Raw genomic sequence first — 17,722 nt, forward strand, 5'->3', positions numbered from 1 at the left:
GTTCTACCTCAGTTTCAACGTGGCAAGGCCGACCAACACCAGAATCACGGTGATGATCCAGAAACGGACGATCACACGCGGCTCGGGCCAGCCCTTGAGTTCAAAGTGGTGATGGATGGGCGCCATGCGGAAAACGCGGCGGCCGGTCAACTTAAACGATGCGACCTGAATGACGACTGACAGGGTTTCCATTACGAAAACGCCGCCCATGATGAACAGGACGATTTCCTGACGGACGATGACCGCGATGGTGCCTAATGCCGCGCCCAGTGCCAGAGCACCGACGTCGCCCATGAAGACTTGAGCCGGGTAGGTGTTGAACCAGAGGAAGCCCAGACCCGCACCGATCAGCGCGCCGCAGAACACAATCAGTTCGCCCGCGCCCGGCACGTAAGGGATCAGCAGGTATTCCGCGAACTTCACGTTACCCGACAGGTAGCAGAAGATCCCCAGCGCGCCACCGACCATCACCGTTGGCATGATCGCCAGGCCGTCGAGGCCATCGGTCAGGTTCACGGCGTTGCTGGAGCCGACGATCACGAAGTAGGTCAGCACGATGAAACCAATGCCCATCGGGATGCTGAAGTCTTTGAGCATCGGCACCAGCAGCGTGGTTTCCACTGGCGATTGCGCAGTCATATAAAGGAAGATCGCCGCGCCCAGGCCGAACACCGATTGCCAGAAGTATTTCCAGCGGCTCGGCAGGCCTCGCGAGTTCTTCTCGATCACTTTGCGGTAGTCGTCGACCCAGCCGATGGCGCCAAACAGCAACGTGACAATTAGCACGACCCACACGTAGCGGTTGCTCAGGTCGGCCCACAACAACGTGGCGATGCCAATTGCAGACAGAATCAGCGCGCCACCCATTGTCGGCGTGCCGGACTTGGACAGGTGCGATTGAGGTCCGTCGTTGCGCACGGATTGACCGATCTGCTTGCTCTGCAGGGCGCGGATCATCCACGGGCCCAGGCACAGGGAAAGTGACAATGCAGTGAGCACGCCAAGAATCCCGCGCAGGGTCAGGTACTGAAAGACCGCAAAGCCTTTGTAGAACTGTTGCAGATACTCGGCCAGCAGCAGCAGCATTAATGTTTCTCCAGGCGTGTTCCGCATAAGGCCGCTACGACGTTTTCCATCGCAGCGCTGCGTGAACCTTTAATCAAAATGGTGGTGTTTTTATCGTGCTCGGCGCCGAGGGCTTCGATCAGCTCGGCCTGAGTTTCAAAATGGCGGGCATCCTGCCCGAAAGCCTTGACCGCATGGGCCATCAACGGACCGACGGCATACAGGGCGTCGACTTTGCCGACTGCATATTCGCCGACGTCGCGATGGCCCTGCTCCGCCCAGGCGCCCAGCTCGCCGATATCGCCCAGCACCAGAACCTTGCGGCCCGGGAAACCGGTGAGGATGTCGGTCGCGGCAGCCACGGAAGTGGGGTTGGCGTTGTAAGTGTCATCAATGACGCGCATGCCGCTCGGCGCGAGTTGCGCGACGGTGCGGCCTTTGACCGGCTGTACGTTGTCGAGCCCGGTGACGATGCCTGCCAGCGATACATCCAGCGCGTGGGCAGCAGCGGCCGCAGCCAATGCATTGGCAACGTTGTGGGTACCGAGCAGGTTCAATTGCACGGGCGCGGAGCCGCTCGGGGTGTTCAGCGTAAAAGCCGGGCAACCGCGCGCATCGATGCCCAGGTCGCTGGCGTAGAAGTCAGCACGGCTGTTGTTGAGCGCGAAGCTCAACACCTTGCGCGAGCCGGCGCGAGCCACCCAGATATCGAACGCCTTGTCGTCAAGGTTCAGCACCGCAGTACCGCGAGCGTCCAGGCCTTCGATGATCTCGCCTTTGGCTTCAACGATCTTTTCCGGACCGCCAAACTCGCCCACATGGGCGGTCCCGGCATTGGTCAGGACAGAGACGTGGGGCTTGGTCAGGCTGACGGTAAACGCGATCTCGCCCACACGGGATGCGCCCAGCTCAATGACCGCGGCTTCGAATTCCGGCGCCAATTCCAGCAGCGTCAGCGGGACGCCTAATTCGTTGTTCAGGTTCCCCCGCGTTGCCAGCACAGGACCGCGCGTGCGCAGGATGCTCGCAAGCATTTCCTTCACGGTGGTCTTGCCGCTGGAACCGGTGATCGCAGCGACCGGCTTGTCTATAAAGGCATTGCGGTTCAGCGCGCCGAGTTGCGCGAGGGCTTTGCGGGTGTCGGTGACGATCAACTGCGGCAGCGAACTGCCCGGGATCTCGCGCTCGACCAGCGCGCCGACTGCCCCTTTGGCGGCTACTTGATCGAGGTAGTCGTGCCCATCAAAACGCGGGCCGGTCAGCGCCACGAACAATTGGCCGGGCGTGATCGCACGGCTGTCGATACTGACACCGGAAAAACTGCAGTCATGGCCCACACGACGCGCGTCGAGCGGCACGAGCAGTTCGCTGAACGAGAGCGGCTTAAGCATGTGCGGCCTCCCAGGCGTCGAGCGCTTTGGTGGCTTCTTCAAGATCGGAAAACGGCTGACGTTCTCCGTTGATTTCCTGGTAATCCTCGTGGCCCTTGCCGGCCAGCACGATCACATCGGCGGCGGACGCCTGGGCAACGATTTGCGCGATGGCCTGACCACGCCCGGCAACGAAATCCACTGCGTTAGCCGAGACGAATCCGGTACGGATGTCATCGAAAATACGGGACGGGTCTTCGCTGCGCGGGTTGTCGTCGGTGACCAGCACTTTGTCGGCCAGACGCTCGACTACTTCCGCCATCAGCGGGCGCTTGCCGCGATCGCGATCGCCGCCGCAGCCGAACAGGCAGGTCAGTTGACCTTTTGAATGGGGACGCAACGCCGCGAGCACTTTTTCCAGCGCGTCAGGGGTGTGGGCGTAATCGACCACCACCAGCGGACGTGAACCTCCGCCCAGACGCTGCATCCGGCCAGCAGGGCCTTCCAGCGTCGGCAGTACTTTCAAGATGTCGTCGAGCGGATAATCAAGGCCCATCAACGCGCCGACCGCAGCCAGCACATTACTCAGGTTGAAACGGCCCAGCAGGCTGCTGCGCAACGCATGGCTGCCCTGGGGCGTTACCAGGGTCGCGCGCACGCCGTCGTCATCGAAATGCGCGTCACGGCAGAACAGATAAGCACTGCTGTCTTCCAGGCTGTAAGTCACCAGGCGCGAAGGGTGAGGCGCCGCAGCGAGCTGTCGACCAAATGCGTCGTCAAGATTGACCACACGGCAGCGCAGGTCACTCCAGGCGAACATCTTGGCCTTGGCGGCCGCGTACGCCTCCATGGTGCCGTGGTAATCGAGATGGTCACGGGACAGATTGGTCATCACCGCCACGTCGAAAGCCAGCGCGGTCACCCGACCCTGATCCAGCCCGTGGGACGAGACTTCCATGGCAACCGCTTTGGCCCCGGCCCTCTTCAGGTCATACAGGGTCGACTGCACGGAGATCGGATCCGGCGTGGTGTGAATGCCGCTTTTCAGCTCGCTATAGAAGCCGGTGCCCAGCGTACCGATGATGCCGCAGTGCTGTCCAAGCGTGTCCAACGCCTGCGCCACCAACTGAGTCACGCTGGTTTTGCCGTTTGTGCCGGTCACGCCGATCAGGTTCAGATTGCGGCTCGGGTCGCCATAGAAGCGCCCGGCGATGTCCGACAGCTGTGCTGCCAGGCCTTTGACCGGAATCATCGGAATGTCGGTGATCGGCAGCACCTTGGCGCCTTCGGCTTCGTAAGCGATGGCGGCGGCGCCATGGGCGATGGCGTCAGTGATGTGCTCGCGGCCGTCGATCTTGAGGCCCGGAATCGCCAGAAACAAATCGCCCGGACGCACTTTGCGGCTGTCGAGGGTCAGTTCGCGAATCAGCAGATCGCGATTGCACTGCGCAAACAGCTTGCTCAAATTCAAAGACATCAGCCACGTCCTCCCTTGACTGGAGCGACGGCGGGCACGGCGTTGGCTTGTTGCTCAGGTGGAACCGGCGCGAGGTTGTCCGGGCGCACGTTCATCAAGCGCAGGGTGCCCGACATCACCTTGCTGAACACTGGAGCGGAAACCAGACCACCGAAGTAGCCGCCTTTGCTCGGCTCATCGATGACCACAACGACCGCGTAACGCGGGTTGCTCATCGGGCCGAAACCGGCGAACAGCGAACGATAGGAGTTTTCGGCGTAGCCCTTGGTGCCCACGGACGTTTTCCGCGCGGTACCGGACTTGCCCGCCACGTGATACGACGGAACGCGCGCACGGTAAACGCCGCGCGGGTCTTCGATCACTTGCTGCAACATGCCCTGCACGGTCTTGGCCGTCGCTTCCGGAATGGCCTGAACCGATTCGGCTGGATTATCGGTCTTGAGAATGGTCAGCGGGACAATCTTGCCGTTGTTGGCCAATGCCGCATAAGCGTGCACCAACTGCAGCGCTGTGACCGACAGGCCGTAGCCGTACGACAGCGTTGCGGTTTCAGCCTTGCGCCATTCGCGGTAGTTGGGCAGGTTGCCGACGCGCTCACCCGGAAAGCCGAGGCCGGTGTATTGACCCAGGCCCACACGCTGCATGGCGCGGAAAATCGCTTCGCCACCCACATCGAACGCGACTTTACTCATCCCGACGTTACTGGAGTTGATCAGGATGCCGGTCAGGTCGAGGATCGGGCCTTCGGTTTTGGTGACGTCACGGATGGTGTATTTACCGATCTGCAACGTACCCGGGTATACCTCGACCTTGTCGCTCGGCTTCCAGCGGCCGCTTTCCAATGCAGCGGTCATAGAGATCGGCTTCATGGTCGAACCCGGCTCGAACACATCGATGATCGCGCGGTTACGCATCGCCGCCGGCACCATGGTGCGACGGTTATTCGGGTTGTAAGTCGGCTGGTTGACCATCGCCAGCACTTCGCCGGTCTTCACGTCCATGATCACCAGGCTGCCGGCCTTGGCGTCGTTTTCCTGAATCGCGTTACGCAGCTCGCGGGTCGCCAGGTATTGCAGGCGCAGATCAATAGACAAAGCCAAGGTCTTGCCGGCCTTGGCGTTTTTCTTCACTTGCAGGTCTTTGATCATCCTGCCGCGCCGGTCCTTGATGACCTGCCGCTTGCCGGGAACGCCGGCGAGCCAGTCTTCATACGCCAGCTCTACACCTTCACGGCCGTGATCATCGAGGTCTGTAAAGCCGACCATGTGCGCAGTGACATCGCCCGCAGGGTAGAAACGGCGGAATTCTTCCTTGCCGTAAACGCCCGGGACTTTCAGATCGAGCACCGACTGACCCTGCTCCGGGGTCAGGCCACGGACCAGATAGATGAATTCTTTGCTTGCCTGCTCGTTGAGGCGATCCGTCAGTGCCTTGGGGTCCTGCCCCAGCGCCTGCGCGAGTTGGCCCCACTTGGTCTTGTCGGCCTGCATTTCGGACGGGTTCGCCCAAATGGTAGTGACCGGCGTACTGACGGCAAGGGGCTCACCATTGCGGTCGGTGATCAGACCACGGTGGGCAGGAATCGAAACGGTACGCAGGCTGCGCGCATCGCCCTGTTCGATCAGGAAGCGATGGTCAATGACTTGCAGGTCGACAATGCGATAGCAGATCGCGATAACCATGACCGACAGCAGACCGACCACGACACGGAACCGCCACGGGTAGAGCGCCCCTTCAAGTTTCATCATGGCGACACCATCCGGATATCGGCGGCGTTCGGAATGCGCATTTTCAGCTGATCGGTGGCCAGGGCTTCGATACGGCTGTGGGCGGTCCAGGTGCTTTGTTCAAGAATCAGGCGGCCCCACTCGGCCTGCGCCTTGTCGCGCACACTGAGTTCACCGTAAAGGGAGTTGAGCAACTGACGGTTCCAGTGCGCGCTGTACGCCACACCGATCGCCGACACCAGCACGGCGATAAACAGCATCAGCATAAAGAAGCTGCCGCCCGGCAGGGGCTTGAAGAAACCGCGGCTCATCGGAGTTTCTCCGCGACGCGCATGACGGCGCTGCGCGAACGCGGATTGGCGCGGGTTTCATCATCGGACGCAAACTGCGCCTTGCCGATCAATTTGATACGCGGCTCGAACGCCTGATGACGGATCGGCAGGTTGCGGGGCAGGTTGTCGGCTTCGCCCTTCACCAGTTTGCGCATGAACAATTTAACGATGCGGTCTTCCAGCGAGTGAAAGCTGATGACCACCAGACGGCCACCCACTTCAAGGGCCTCCAGCGCAGCCTCAAGGCCTGCCTCCAGATCGCCCAGCTCGTTGTTGACGTGAATGCGCAAGCCCTGAAATGCACGAGTCGCCGGGTTCTTGCCCTTCTCCCAAGCAGGGTTGGCCACTTTCAGCACTTCGGCCAGATCGCCGGTGCGCTCGAACGGTTGAGTCTCGCGGCGGGCCACGACGGCGCCTGCCATGCGGCGGGAAAAACGCTCTTCGCCGTATTCTTTGAAAACGCGGGCGATTTCTTCGGCGGGCGCGGTATTGACGAACTGGGCTGCACTGACACCGCGGGACGGGTCCATGCGCATGTCGAGGGGGCCATCATTCATGAAGCTGAAGCCGCGCTCGGGGTCGTCCAGTTGTGGCGACGACACACCGAGGTCCAGAAGAATGCCGCTGACCTTGCCTGCCAACCCGCGCGCTTGAGCTTCGGCGCCCAGTTCAGCAAAGCTGCGCTGCACAATGACAAAGCGGCCGTCTTCGGCCGCCAGCGTTTGCCCGGTGGCAATCGCTTGGGGATCTTTATCGAATCCGAGAAGCCGACCCTCCGGCCCCAGGTTCTGCAATATAAGTCGGCTATGTCCGCCACGCCCAAAGGTGCCATCCAGATAGCAGCCATCGGCGCGCACCGCGAGAGCCTCGACGGCTTCTTCGAGCAGTACGGTGATGTGGGTGAAGCCGCTATTCGTAGTCACAGGATCAAATCACGCAGTTCATCGGGCATCGCACCCGGTTTTTGAATGGCCGCAAGGTCCGCATCAGCAAGTGCGTTCCAGGCGTCCTCATCCCACAGTTGAAACTTGTTGAGCTGGCCTACCAGCATCACTCGCTTATCGAGCTTGGCGTACTCACGCAAACGTGGCGGCACCAGGAAACGCCCACTGCCGTCCAGTTCCAGATCCACCGCGTTACCGATCAACAGCCGCTGCAGACGACGGTTCTCTTCACGGAATGTGGCGAGCTCGCGCAACTTGGCCTCAATCAGCTCCCATTCCGGAAGCGGATAGATGCACAAGCACGGGTCGACGGTATCAATGGTGACGATCAGCTGCCCGGCGCTACGCGAATCCAACTCGTCACGGTACCGGCTCGGCATAGCGAGACGGCCCTTTGCGTCGAGATTGATTGCGTTTGCACCACGGAACACGGCGCGATCTCCAAATATTATCTTTTTGAGCTCAAAAAACCCACTTCACGCCACTTTCCGCCACTCGCGCACACTATAGGAATGCGCCCACCACACCGTCAAGGCGACTTCACGAGGAAAACCCTTACAGGACGGATATTTAGGAGCACTTACGAAGGAGATGTGGCGGATTTCGGATCGGTCCTACGGATATTTCCTAGGACGAACAAAAGGATGGCGTACGAAGTTAAAGTGATTTGTGAGGTTTAAGATTTTTTTGGTATTACCGGAGGGGATAAATCGTACAAACGAGGGGAAGAAAAGGAGGTGGAGAGTCGATCTGTAAGCCGGGTTCTGTCGAGGACAGTCATTCCTCTACAATGGCCATCACTGGACATCTTTAGCAACCTACCCGGTTCCAGCGCGGGCCACGCCTTGGAACCCTATTTGGTCTTGCTCCGAGTGGGGTTTACCTAGCCACGAACTGTTGCCAGACGTGCGGTGCGCTCTTACCGCACCTTTTCACCCTTACCGGCACCGAAGTGCTTAGGCGGTTATTTTCTGTGGCACTTTCCGTAGGCTCGCGCCCCCCAGGCGTTACCTGGCACTCCGCCCTATGGAGCCCGGACTTTCCTCCCCCCTTCATTGCAGAACAATGAAAGGCAGCGACTGTCCAATCGACTCTCCGCCGCCAAGGTTAATGGGAGGACGGCTCAAGAACAAGCTTTAATCGGCTGTCGCGCCATTTGCAGCGCCGCCCGCGACATCCCGTCACACGCCCTTCTGTTTATCTAGCGCCACCTGATAAAGCAGGTTCTTGCGTACGCCTGTGATCTCCGCAGCCAGTGCGGCGGCACGTTTGAGGGGCATTTCTTCCAGCAGCAGATCCAGCACCCGCCGCGCTTCGGCGCCAATCGCATCCCCGCCTTCCGGCTCACTCCAGCCCGCCACGAGCACCACGCACTCACCGCGCTGCTGATTGCTGTCCCCTTCAACGAAGGCACGTAACTCGGACAGCGGCAGTCCCTTGAGGGTTTCGAATGTTTTGGTCAATTCGCGGCCGAGCACCGCGGGACGGTCCGCGCCGAAGATTTCTTCCATGTCCTGAAGGCACTCAAGAATGCGATGGGGCGCTTCATAGAAGATCAGCGTGCGCGGTTCTTCTTTGACGAGTTCCAGCCGCGCCTTGCGACCCACTGACTTGGCGGGCAAGAAGCCTTCGAAGATAAAGCGGTCCGACGGCAACCCTGCCGCAGACAACGCCGCGATCAAGGCGCAGGCGCCTGGGACCGGGATCACTTGAATACCTGCTGCCCGGGCCTGCCGCACCAGATGGTAGCCAGGATCGGAAATGAGCGGCGTGCCGGCATCGGAAATCAGCGCAACGTTATCGCCCGCCAGCAAGCGTGTGATAAAGCGGCTGCCCTCCTCGCGCTCGTTGTGCTCATGGCAGGCCGCCAACGGCGTGGGGATACCGAAATGCTGCATCAGCCGTAACGAGTGCCGGGTATCCTCCGCCGCGATCAGCGAGACATCGCGCAGCACCTTCAAGGCACGGGCGCTCATGTCATCCAGGTTGCCAATCGGCGTGGCCACCACATAAAGCGCGCCTGTAGTGGAATTCGAAGCACCCGGAGCAGTCAAAGCGCACACCTCATGTTGTGTAAAAGCCTGCATTGTACAGGCTGCGGCCGACAAAACAGGACGTCGCACCCCGTAAGGCCAGAAAAGCAACTCGAACCGCGGCATCACGGCCGCGACTCCGCGACCTTGCGACTCAGGTCAACTGACGTGCCCGGAGACGACCGATATCAACGCTTTAACACCTTCAACGTCGCGCCCCGGCCAGTGCTTGGGTACACTTCCACGCTAATTTGCTCGAGTATCAGGAACATACACATGATCGCTTGCCTGCGGCTGTTCTCTGCCCTCTGCCTTGCCGCCCTCCTGGCTGCCTGTGCCGGTTCGCCCTCCTCCAGCCTTGGCGAACTGCCTCGCTCCCCCGATGCCAGCATCGAACAATTGCTCGAACAGGCCGCAGCGGCCAAGTCGCCTGATCAGGCCGCACTGCTGAAACTGACGGCGGCCGACCTGGCAGCCCGCCAGAACAACCCGAGCCGCGCCGCGAGCATCCTCGATCAGGTGCAAATCGACCAGCTCAAGACCGACAAACAAATCTACGCCAACACCTTGTCTGCCGAACTGGCGCTGGGGCGTAGCCAGCCGAAAGCTGCGCTGACTTCCCTCAACCACCCGAGCATGCAGCATCTGGGCGAAATGCCGGTTGACCTGCAAACCCGTGCCCACACTGTTCGCGCCCGGGCGTTTGAAGCAGATGGTCAGACCCTCGCAGCTGCGAGCGAGCGCGTGTTCATGGGCCCGTTGCTGCAAGACGACGCCTTGAACGCCAACAACGACGCTATCTGGACGCTGGTTGCCGCGCTGCCACCCGAGCAGCTGCAAAGCTCGGCCAACGATGACATGGGCGGCTGGCTGAGCCTGGCCCGCGCGGTCAAGGGTGCCGGCACGCTGGAACAGCAACAGGCGGCCATCGACAACTGGAAGGCGCAGAACCCGCAGCACCCGGCGGCACGTCAGTTGCCGACGGCCCTCGCGCAATTGCGTGACCTGAAGAGCCAGCCGCTGACCAAAATCGCGTTGCTGTTGCCGCAAGACGGTCCTCTCGCCGCGGTATCGCGCGCTCTGCGTGACGGCTTCATGGCCGCCAACTATCAAGCCCAGCAGGCCGGCGAGAAGCCACCGGCGATCGAAGTGTTCGACAGCTCCCGCGTGACGTCGATGGACGCCTTCTATGCGCAAGCCAAGGCGGCCGGCGTGCAGCTGGTGGTCGGTCCGCTTGAGAAACCACTGGTTAAACAGTTGAGCGCCCGTCCGCAGTTGCCGATTACTACGCTGGCGCTGAATTACAGCGATTCAGTCACTCAAGGCCCTGCCGAGCTGTTCCAGTTCGGTCTGGCAGCGGAAGACGAAGCCCGTGAAGTGGCGCGTCGCGCCTGGGCCGATGGCAAGCGCAGTGCCGTTGCCATGGTGCCGAAGGGTGAATGGGGTGATCGCGTGCTGGAGGCCTTCCGTCAAAGCTGGCAGGCCAAGGGCGGCACCTTGCTGGGTGCTGAACGCATCGATCAGCCGGTCGCACTCGCTCAACAGGTTGCCGATCTGTTCCAGCTGCGCAACAGCGAAGGCCGCGCCCAGCGTGTGCAAAGCGCCACTGGCACGCAGATGGCCGCTCAGCCTTCCCGTCGCCAGGACGTAGACTTCATGTTCCTCGCTGCAACGCCTCAACAGGCTCAACAGATCAAGCCAACCATGGTCTTCCAGTACGCCGGTGATGTTCCGGTTTATGCCACTTCGCACCTGTTCACCAACAGCGGCGACCCGGCGATGTACAACGACCTGAACGGTGTGCGCTTCTGCGAAACGCCTTGGCTGCTGAACGCCAACGACCCCCTGCGCCAGCAAGTGACCGCTCAGTGGCCACAAGCTGCCGGTAGCCTGGGCCGTCTCTACGCCATGGGCATCGACGCGTACCGTCTGGCGCCACGACTGACGCAACTGAAAACCCTGCCTGACAGCCGCATCGATGGCCTGTCCGGCAGCCTGGCGATCGGTCAGGGCCAGCGCATCGAGCGTCAACTGCCGTGGGCAGAGTTCGTAGATGGCAAGGTCCAGCGCCTGCCGGACACCGCGCCTTGACCTCAGGCACCACCCGTCAAACGGCAGGGCGCGAGGCCGAAGCCTACGCCCTGCGTCACCTGCAACAGCATGGATTGCAGCTGATTACCCGCAACTGGTCATGCAAACGCGGCGAGCTTGATCTGGTCATGCTCGACGGCGATACAGTAGTATTCGTCGAAGTTCGGTATCGTCGCCACGCCGGTTGGGGTGGCGCGCTGGAAAGCGTCGATTTTCGCAAGCGGGAAAAGCTCACACTGGCGGCTCAATCCTTTCTGCAAAGCGAGGTGCGCTGGGCCGATTCACCGTGTCGCTTCGACGTCGTCGCGATCAATGGCGACCCTGGCACATCACCGGTGCTGAATTGGCTGACAAATGCGTTCGATTGCTGAAAACGCGATGATTCCGTGGGGTTTGCAGCGTAAGATCGGCCGCCTTCCCGGCTAAAGCCGGTCCCACTGGAGGCGCATCAAGCCCTGTAGGACCGGCTTTAGCCGGGAACCGTGTTGCGCTTTATCCCTTACCACCCAACGAACCACACCGGCTCTTTTGCTCTTTGCTTTGCGGGCTGCACAGTTTTGTGCCGGGACGCCGATGACTAATCGGACGCCGCCCCGACCAGCCGCCCCTATTAAGGTTTTCATAGATGGACATGCAATCCCGAATTCGCCAGCTTTTCCAGGCCAGCATCGACACCAAGCAACAGGCGATGGATGTTGTTGCACCCCACATCGAGCAAGCCAGCCAAGTGATGGTCAACGCCCTGCTCAATGAGGGCAAGATGCTCGCCTGCGGTAACGGCGGTTCGGCTGGCGATGCCCAGCACTTTTCCTCGGAGCTGCTCAACCGCTTCGAACGCGAGCGACCGAGCCTGCCCGCCATTGCGCTGACCACTGACACCTCCACCATCACCTCCATCGCCAACGACTACAGCTACAACGAAATCTTCTCCAAACAGATTCGTGCGCTGGGTCAGCCGGGCGATGTGCTGCTGGCGATTTCCACCAGCGGCAATTCGGCGAACATTATTCAGGCCATCCAGGCCGCACATGATCGTGAAATGATTGTCGTAGCCTTGACCGGTCGCGATGGCGGCGACGTCGCGTCGCTGCTGTTGCCGGAGGACGTCGAAATCCGCGTCCCGGCAAAAGTCACCGCACGTATCCAGGAAGTCCACCTGCTGGCGATCCACTGCCTTTGCGACTTGATCGACAGCCAACTGTTCGGGAGTGAAGAATGATATCCAAACGTCTTAGCCTGCTGGCCCTGACGCTCTGCCTGGGCATCAGCGGATGCAGCTCGGTGATCAACGCCAGCCGCGAAGCGCCAATCGATGACGATCGCGGCACACGCACCTTCGGCAGCAAGATCGACGACTCGCTGATCGAGACCAAGGTTTCGGTCAACATCGCCAAGGCCAATCCTGATCTGGACAATGCCTCGCACATCGTCGTAACGAGCTTCAACGGCATCGTGCTGTTGGCAGGCCAGACACCGCGCGCCGACCTCAAGCAACTGGCCGAGCAAACCGCCAGCCAGGTGCAGAAGGTCAAGAAGGTCAACAACGAGCTACAGGTCACCGGCCCGTCCTCGATGCTGGCGCGCAGCAATGACGCCTGGCTGACGAGCAAGATCAAAACCGAGATGCTCACCGACAGCGCCATCCCGGGCTCTCGCATCAAGGTCGTGACTGAAAACGGCATCGTCTACCTGCTGGGCCTGCTGACCCAGGCCGAAGCCACCCGCGCCACCAACCTGGTGCAAGGCGTCGGCGGCGTGCAGAAGATCGTGAAGCTGTTTGAGTACATCGACTGACGCGCTCCTACATAGCCACTCAACAGGCACAAAAAAGGCGACCCCTCGGGATCGCCTTTTTCGTTATTGCAGAAGCGACTTACTTGACCACTTTCAGACTCGGCCGGCCCGTAGGGCGTGGCGGCTCGTCGTTCGGTGGCGGCATGTCGTCTTCGACGTCCAGATCTTCGTCTTCGTCCACAGCAGGCTCCAGATCGAAGACCATGCCCTGGCCGTTCTCGCGGGCATAAATGCCCATGATGGCGGCAATCGGCACGTACAGGCTGTGGGGAACGCCACCGAAGCGGCCTTCGAAACTCACTGCGTCGTTGTCCATGTGCAGATGGCGCACGGCGCTCGGTGAAATGTTCAGAACGATCTGCCCGTCATTGGCAAAGCCTTGCGGGACTTGCACCGCGGGAAACTCGGCATTGACGAGTACGTGCGGTGTGCAATCGTTATCGACGATCCACTCATACAGCGCGCGGATCAGATAAGGGCGACTGGAGTTCATCAAACGGCTCCTAAGGCCTTAGCGCATGTCGCGTTCGACACCAGACAGACTTGCCTGAAATGCCTCACGCGCAAATTGGCGCTCCATATAATCAAGCAGCGGCTTGGCGGGCCGCGGCAATTCGATACCCAGAATCGGCAGGCGCCAGAGTATGGGCAATAGACAGCAGTCGACCAGACTTTGCTCGTCGCTCAGGAAAAAAGGCTTGTCCGCGAACAACGGCGACACGCCGGTCAGACTTTCGCGCAGTTCCTTGCGCGCCTGAACACGTGCGGCTTCTTTGCTGCGCGGGTCCAGAATCAGATCCACCAGACCGCACCAGTCGCGCTGAATCCTGTGGATCAGCAAACGGCTGTTGGCGCGCGCTACCGGATAGACCGGGAGCAGCGGCGGATGGGGATAACGCTCGTCCAGGTATTCCATTACCACCGTCGACTCGTACAACGCCAGGTCACGATCAACCAGGGTCGGCACGCTGCCGTACGGATTCACCTCGATCAATTTGGGCGGATGACGGCCCTCGACAACTTCAATGATCTCGGCGCTGACACCTTTCTCGGCGAGCACAATGCGCACGCGATGGGAATAGTGGTCGGCGGGGTCGGAGTAACAGGCCAACCGATTGGTCACGCCCATGGCGGTCCTCCTCGCTTGTAGATATTCAAAAAGCAGAAATACGGATGCGCCGCGAGGCGCTTTCGGCGACGTCCACGATGATCGGGTGTTCAACGCGGGCGACAAGATAGCTCATTTACTCAAGGTAGATTCTGCAATCTTCAGCTCGCCACTATACCTGCTCTCCCCTCATTACCTGAAACAGTGCAGCTGCAAGCGGCGCAGGCTCGCGAATCAGACGGCTGCTCAATGGATGTCTTTCCAGAATTCGCGCTTGAGCAGGTAGGCCAGGATGAGCAGCACGGCGAGGTAAAGCAGCACGTAGGTGCCGATGCGCTGGTGCCGCAGCTTGTCCGGGTTGGCCGAATAGGCGAGGAAGGTGACGAGATTCTTTATCTTCTCGTTGAACTGCGCTTCGGTCAGCGTGCCGGTGTTGGGGACGGCGACCAGTTGATCGCAGGCTTCGTCGGTGAGGGGCATGCCTGCATGTTCTTCTTCCATCCCGCGCCGCTGAACCTCCCTGCAGCCGAGCCTCTGACGCCCCTGAAGCCCTTCCAGCACATTGGGCATGGCCACGTTAGGGACGACGGTGTTGTTCACGCCCCAGGGCCGCGTCGGGCCCTCGTAGAACGAACGCAGGTAGCCATAGAGCCAGTCCGTCCCGCGTACCCGCGCGACGAGGGTCAGATCGGGCGGTGCTGCGCCGAACCATGTTTTCGCGTCCGCCGGCTGCATACCGATGATCATGTGATCGCCGATTTTCGCCCCGGCAGGCGCCAGCCTTTCCAGCATCAGCGCGTGGGAGATACCGAGATCGTCCGCAACGCGCTCGTACCGTTGGAACTTGGCGCTGTGGCAACCCATGCAGTAATTGACAAACGTGCGCGCACCATCCTGCAGAGCGGCCTTGTCAGACACGTCGATGTCGACGCTCTCCAGGTCCGCAGCGTGCTCAGTGGCGAATGACAACGCCGGCAACAGGGCAATGAGCAAGACAGCGAGCAGCCGCTTCATCAGCTCGTCACCCTGTCCGGCACCGGCTTCGTCCGCTCCATTCGCGTGTAGAACGGCATCAGGATGAAGTACGCGAAATACAGGAAGGTGCAGGCCTGCGACAACAATGCCCGCCCGGGGCTCGGCGGCAATACGCCCAGCACCCCAAGTGCCACGAAGGACACGCAAAACAGCAGCAGCCAGACCCGGCTCAGCCAGCCCTTGTAGCGCATCGATTTGACCGGGCTGCGGTCAAGCCACGGCAGCACGAAGAGCACGGCAATGGCTGCACCCATGGCCATGACGCCGAGGAGCTTGTCCGGGATGGCGCGCAAGATCGCGTAGAACGGCGTGAAGTACCAGACCGGCGCAATGTGCTCCGGGGTCTTTAAGGCGCTGGCCTGCTCGAAGTTGGCTTTCTCGAGGAAGTAACCGCCCATCTTCGGAAAGAAAAAAACCACTGAGCAGAAGATAAACAGAAACACTACGACGCCAAGCAAATCCTTGACCGTGTAGTACGGGTGAAAGGGAATGCCATCCAGAGGATTGCCGTTCTCATCCTTGTACTTCTTGATGTCGACGCCATCAGGGTTGTTGGAGCCCACTTCATGCAGCGCCAGGATATGCAGCACCACGAGCCCGAGCACCACGATTGGCAGCGCCACCACATGCAGCGCGAAGAAGCGATTGAGGGTGATCCCGGAGACCAGGTAATCGCCACGAATCCACTGCGCAAGGTCGTTGCCGATGATCGGAATGGCGCCGAACAGCGAAATGATCACCTGGGCGCCCCAGTACGACATTTGCCCCCACGGCAGCAGGTAGCCCGTGAACGCCTCGGCCATCAGCGCCAGATAAATCAGCATGCCAAAAACCCAGACCAGCTCCCGCGGCTTCTGATACGAGCCGTACAGCAGCCCGCGGAACATGTGCAGGTAGATGACGATGAAGAACGCCGACGCGCCTGTCGAATGCAACAGCCGCAGGATCGAGCCGTATTCAACGTCACGCATAATGGACTCGACCGAGGCGAAGGCCCCCTCGGCCGTAGGCGTGTAACTCATCGTCAGCCAGATGCCCGTGAGGACCTGGTTGACCAGCACCAGCAGTGCCAAAACACCGAAAATGTAAAAGAAATTGAGGTTCCTGGGCACGTAGTACTTGCTCAGGTGGTTTTCCCACATTGAGGTCGCAGGAAAGCGCGCATTGATCCAGCCCATGAGCCTGCTCATTACGCCTCCTCCTGATCCAGACCAATGACGATAACTGAGTCCGACTCGTAGGAATGCGGCGGCACTGGCAGATTCAGCGGTGCCGGCTGCGCCTTGTACACGCGTCCGGCAAGGTCATACCTGGAGCCATGACAAGGGCAAAAATATCCACCGACCCAGTCCTTGCCCAAGTCAGCGGGGGCGACTTCGGGGCGAAACGTGGGCGAGCAGCCGAGATGGGTACAGATGCCGACCAACAGCAGGATTTCGGGCCGGATGGAACGGACCACCGGATCGACGTAGCCAGGCTGGGTAGAATCCTTTGATTCGGGATCGGAGAGCTGACCCGTGAGCTGGCCCAGACTGGAAAGAATCTCGGGCGTACGACGGACAATCAACACCGGCTGACCTCGCCACTCGGCGATCATCTGCTGGCCGGGCTCGATCTTGCTGATGTTGACTTTGACAGGCGCTCCCGCAGCCCTGGCCTTGGCGCTCGGGAACCATGAGCCCACGAACGGTACGGCGGCACCGACCGCCCCTGCTGCGCCCACCACAGACGTGGCCGTCACAAGGAAGCGACGCCGGCCCGTGTTTACGCCGTCATTGCCCATGGCGCCCTCTCCCGTCAGCATCCGAGATCTCCTTGGCCAACGCCTGCGGAATCAATAAAAGACAGCCATAAAAAAACGCCCAGCTTCGTATAGAAACTGAGCGTTCTTTTTGAACGGAAGCGAATTAACGCTTCGAGTACTGCGGACGCTTACGCGCTTTACGCAGACCGACTTTCTTACGTTCAACTTCGCGAGCATCGCGAGTGACGAAGCCTGCTTTGCGCAGAGCGCCGCGCAGGGTTTCGTCGTACTGCATCAGAGCGCGGGTGATACCGTGGCGGATTGCGCCAGCTTGACCACTCACACCACCGCCAATGACAGTGACGTAGATGTCGAATTTCTCGACAGTCTGAGTCAGTTCCAGCGGCTGACGAACTACCATGCGGGCAGTTTCGCGACCGAAGAACGAGTCCAGGGAACGGTTGTTGATGGAGATGTTACCGGTGCCCGGACGCAGGAAAACGCGAGCGGTTGCGGTCTTGCGACGGCCAGTGCCGTAATTTTGAGTCGCCGACATAATGAACTATTCCGTTAAAACTTCAGTTCTTGGGGCTGCTGAGCAGTATGAGGGTGTGCAGCGCCCGCATAGACTTTCAGCTTACGATACATGTCGCGACCCAGCGGGTTCTTAGGCAGCATGCCTTTGACCGCGGTCTCGATCACGCGCTCAGGAGCTTTGGCGATCAGCTTTTCAAAGTTGATCGACTTGATCCCGCCCGGGAAACCGGAGTGAGAGTAGTAGATCTTGTCGGTGGTCTTGGCACCGGTCACACGGATCTGCTCGGCATTGATCACGACGATGTAGTCGCCAGTGTCAACGTGCGGAGTGTATTCCGGCTTGTGCTTGCCACGCAGACGGCTCGCGATTTCAGTGGCCAGACGACCCAGGGTCTGACCAGCAGCGTCGACGACGAACCAGTCGCGCTTTACTGTTTCCGGTTTAGCGGTAAAAGTTTTCATTCT

19 protein-coding genes and 1 other RNA gene are annotated in these 17,722 nt (G+C 60.3%); 4 read left to right on the forward strand and 16 right to left on the reverse strand.

From position 1 onward, the window contains the following. Window positions 1-3 precede the first annotated feature (3 nt). The 9 genes from mraY to rsmI form a co-directional block, all read right to left on the reverse strand. A complete protein-coding gene (gene mraY, locus AC0Z8Z_RS01895) occupies window positions 4-1,086 on the reverse strand; it encodes a phospho-N-acetylmuramoyl-pentapeptide-transferase (RefSeq protein WP_122535936.1) in 1,083 nt (360 codons plus the stop codon). After that, window positions 1,086-2,456 (reverse strand): UDP-N-acetylmuramoyl-tripeptide--D-alanyl-D-alanine ligase, encoded by a 1,371-nt coding sequence (locus tag AC0Z8Z_RS01900; protein WP_485617604.1) that lies wholly within the window; start codon window positions 2,454-2,456, stop codon window positions 1,086-1,088. The genes mraY and AC0Z8Z_RS01900 overlap by 1 nt, the downstream gene beginning before the upstream one ends. Then, on the reverse strand, window positions 2,449-3,912 hold the full coding sequence (locus AC0Z8Z_RS01905) for a UDP-N-acetylmuramoyl-L-alanyl-D-glutamate--2,6-diaminopimelate ligase (protein WP_485617605.1): 1,464 nt from the start codon (window positions 3,910-3,912) through the stop codon (window positions 2,449-2,451). Before AC0Z8Z_RS01905 ends, AC0Z8Z_RS01900 begins: the two co-directional genes overlap by 8 nt. Continuing rightward, window positions 3,912-5,657, reverse strand: coding sequence for a peptidoglycan D,D-transpeptidase FtsI family protein (locus tag AC0Z8Z_RS01910; RefSeq protein ID WP_206084628.1), 1,746 nt, complete (start codon window positions 5,655-5,657; stop codon window positions 3,912-3,914). Before AC0Z8Z_RS01910 ends, AC0Z8Z_RS01905 begins: the two co-directional genes overlap by 1 nt. Beyond that, a complete protein-coding gene (gene ftsL, locus AC0Z8Z_RS01915; RefSeq protein ID WP_037014701.1) occupies window positions 5,657-5,950 on the reverse strand; it encodes a cell division protein FtsL in 294 nt (97 codons plus the stop codon). The genes AC0Z8Z_RS01910 and ftsL overlap by 1 nt, the downstream gene beginning before the upstream one ends. Beyond that, window positions 5,947-6,894, reverse strand: a complete 948-nt coding sequence (gene rsmH / locus AC0Z8Z_RS01920) for a 16S rRNA (cytosine(1402)-N(4))-methyltransferase RsmH (RefSeq protein WP_485617607.1) — start codon at window positions 6,892-6,894, stop codon at window positions 5,947-5,949. Before rsmH ends, ftsL begins: the two co-directional genes overlap by 4 nt. Beyond that, entirely contained in the window at window positions 6,891-7,346 is a 456-nt protein-coding gene (mraZ, locus tag AC0Z8Z_RS01925; RefSeq protein WP_037017349.1) for a division/cell wall cluster transcriptional repressor MraZ, read from the reverse strand. Before mraZ ends, rsmH begins: the two co-directional genes overlap by 4 nt. Before the next feature lie 306 nt (window positions 7,347-7,652). Beyond that, window positions 7,653-8,010, reverse strand: an RNA gene (rnpB, locus tag AC0Z8Z_RS01930) — RNase P RNA component class A. A gap of 86 nt (window positions 8,011-8,096) precedes the next feature. After that, entirely contained in the window at window positions 8,097-9,002 is a 906-nt protein-coding gene (gene rsmI, locus AC0Z8Z_RS01935) for a 16S rRNA (cytidine(1402)-2'-O)-methyltransferase (protein WP_485617609.1), read from the reverse strand. A 222-nt stretch (window positions 9,003-9,224) separates the two neighbouring features. Between rsmI and AC0Z8Z_RS01940 the strand changes: the two genes are divergently transcribed. The 4 genes from AC0Z8Z_RS01940 (at window position 9,225) to AC0Z8Z_RS01955 (ending at window position 12,833) form a co-directional block, all read left to right on the forward strand. After that, window positions 9,225-11,039, forward strand: coding sequence for a penicillin-binding protein activator (locus AC0Z8Z_RS01940; protein ID WP_485617611.1), 1,815 nt, complete (start codon window positions 9,225-9,227; stop codon window positions 11,037-11,039). Beyond that, a complete protein-coding gene (locus AC0Z8Z_RS01945; RefSeq protein ID WP_485617613.1) occupies window positions 11,036-11,410 on the forward strand; it encodes a YraN family protein in 375 nt (124 codons plus the stop codon). Before AC0Z8Z_RS01940 ends, AC0Z8Z_RS01945 begins: the two co-directional genes overlap by 4 nt. A gap of 254 nt (window positions 11,411-11,664) precedes the next feature. After that, window positions 11,665-12,258 (forward strand): phosphoheptose isomerase, encoded by a 594-nt coding sequence (locus AC0Z8Z_RS01950; RefSeq protein WP_065992135.1) that lies wholly within the window; start codon window positions 11,665-11,667, stop codon window positions 12,256-12,258. After that, entirely contained in the window at window positions 12,255-12,833 is a 579-nt protein-coding gene (locus AC0Z8Z_RS01955) for a BON domain-containing protein (RefSeq protein ID WP_065992133.1), read from the forward strand. Before AC0Z8Z_RS01950 ends, AC0Z8Z_RS01955 begins: the two co-directional genes overlap by 4 nt. A 79-nt stretch (window positions 12,834-12,912) precedes the next feature. Here the strand turns inward: AC0Z8Z_RS01955 and AC0Z8Z_RS01960 are convergent, their stop codons facing one another. From AC0Z8Z_RS01960 to rplM, 7 genes are all read right to left on the reverse strand, one after another. Further along, on the reverse strand, window positions 12,913-13,326 hold the full coding sequence (locus AC0Z8Z_RS01960; protein WP_122535926.1) for a ClpXP protease specificity-enhancing factor: 414 nt from the start codon (window positions 13,324-13,326) through the stop codon (window positions 12,913-12,915). Window positions 13,327-13,344: 18 nt separating this feature from the next. Further along, window positions 13,345-13,962, reverse strand: coding sequence for a glutathione S-transferase N-terminal domain-containing protein (locus AC0Z8Z_RS01965; RefSeq protein WP_037014722.1), 618 nt, complete (start codon window positions 13,960-13,962; stop codon window positions 13,345-13,347). A gap of 225 nt (window positions 13,963-14,187) precedes the next feature. Then, window positions 14,188-14,955 carry a cytochrome c1 gene (locus tag AC0Z8Z_RS01970; protein WP_485617615.1) on the reverse strand — a complete coding sequence of 256 codons (768 nt, stop codon included), beginning with the start codon at window positions 14,953-14,955 and terminating at the stop codon, window positions 14,188-14,190. Further along, window positions 14,955-16,166, reverse strand: coding sequence for a cytochrome b (locus tag AC0Z8Z_RS01975; RefSeq protein ID WP_485617616.1), 1,212 nt, complete (start codon window positions 16,164-16,166; stop codon window positions 14,955-14,957). The genes AC0Z8Z_RS01970 and AC0Z8Z_RS01975 overlap by 1 nt, the downstream gene beginning before the upstream one ends. Then, a complete protein-coding gene (petA, locus tag AC0Z8Z_RS01980; RefSeq protein ID WP_485617824.1) occupies window positions 16,166-16,759 on the reverse strand; it encodes a ubiquinol-cytochrome c reductase iron-sulfur subunit in 594 nt (197 codons plus the stop codon). Before petA ends, AC0Z8Z_RS01975 begins: the two co-directional genes overlap by 1 nt. A 124-nt stretch (window positions 16,760-16,883) precedes the next feature. Further along, on the reverse strand, window positions 16,884-17,276 hold the full coding sequence (gene rpsI / locus AC0Z8Z_RS01985; protein WP_065992123.1) for a 30S ribosomal protein S9: 393 nt from the start codon (window positions 17,274-17,276) through the stop codon (window positions 16,884-16,886). A gap of 14 nt (window positions 17,277-17,290) precedes the next feature. Continuing rightward, window positions 17,291-17,719, reverse strand: a complete 429-nt coding sequence (gene rplM / locus AC0Z8Z_RS01990) for a 50S ribosomal protein L13 (RefSeq protein WP_019693576.1) — start codon at window positions 17,717-17,719, stop codon at window positions 17,291-17,293. Between the last annotated feature and the right edge of the window lie 3 nt (window positions 17,720-17,722).

The organism is Pseudomonas sp. 1L-C-7-B-C1, assembly GCF_057291635.1.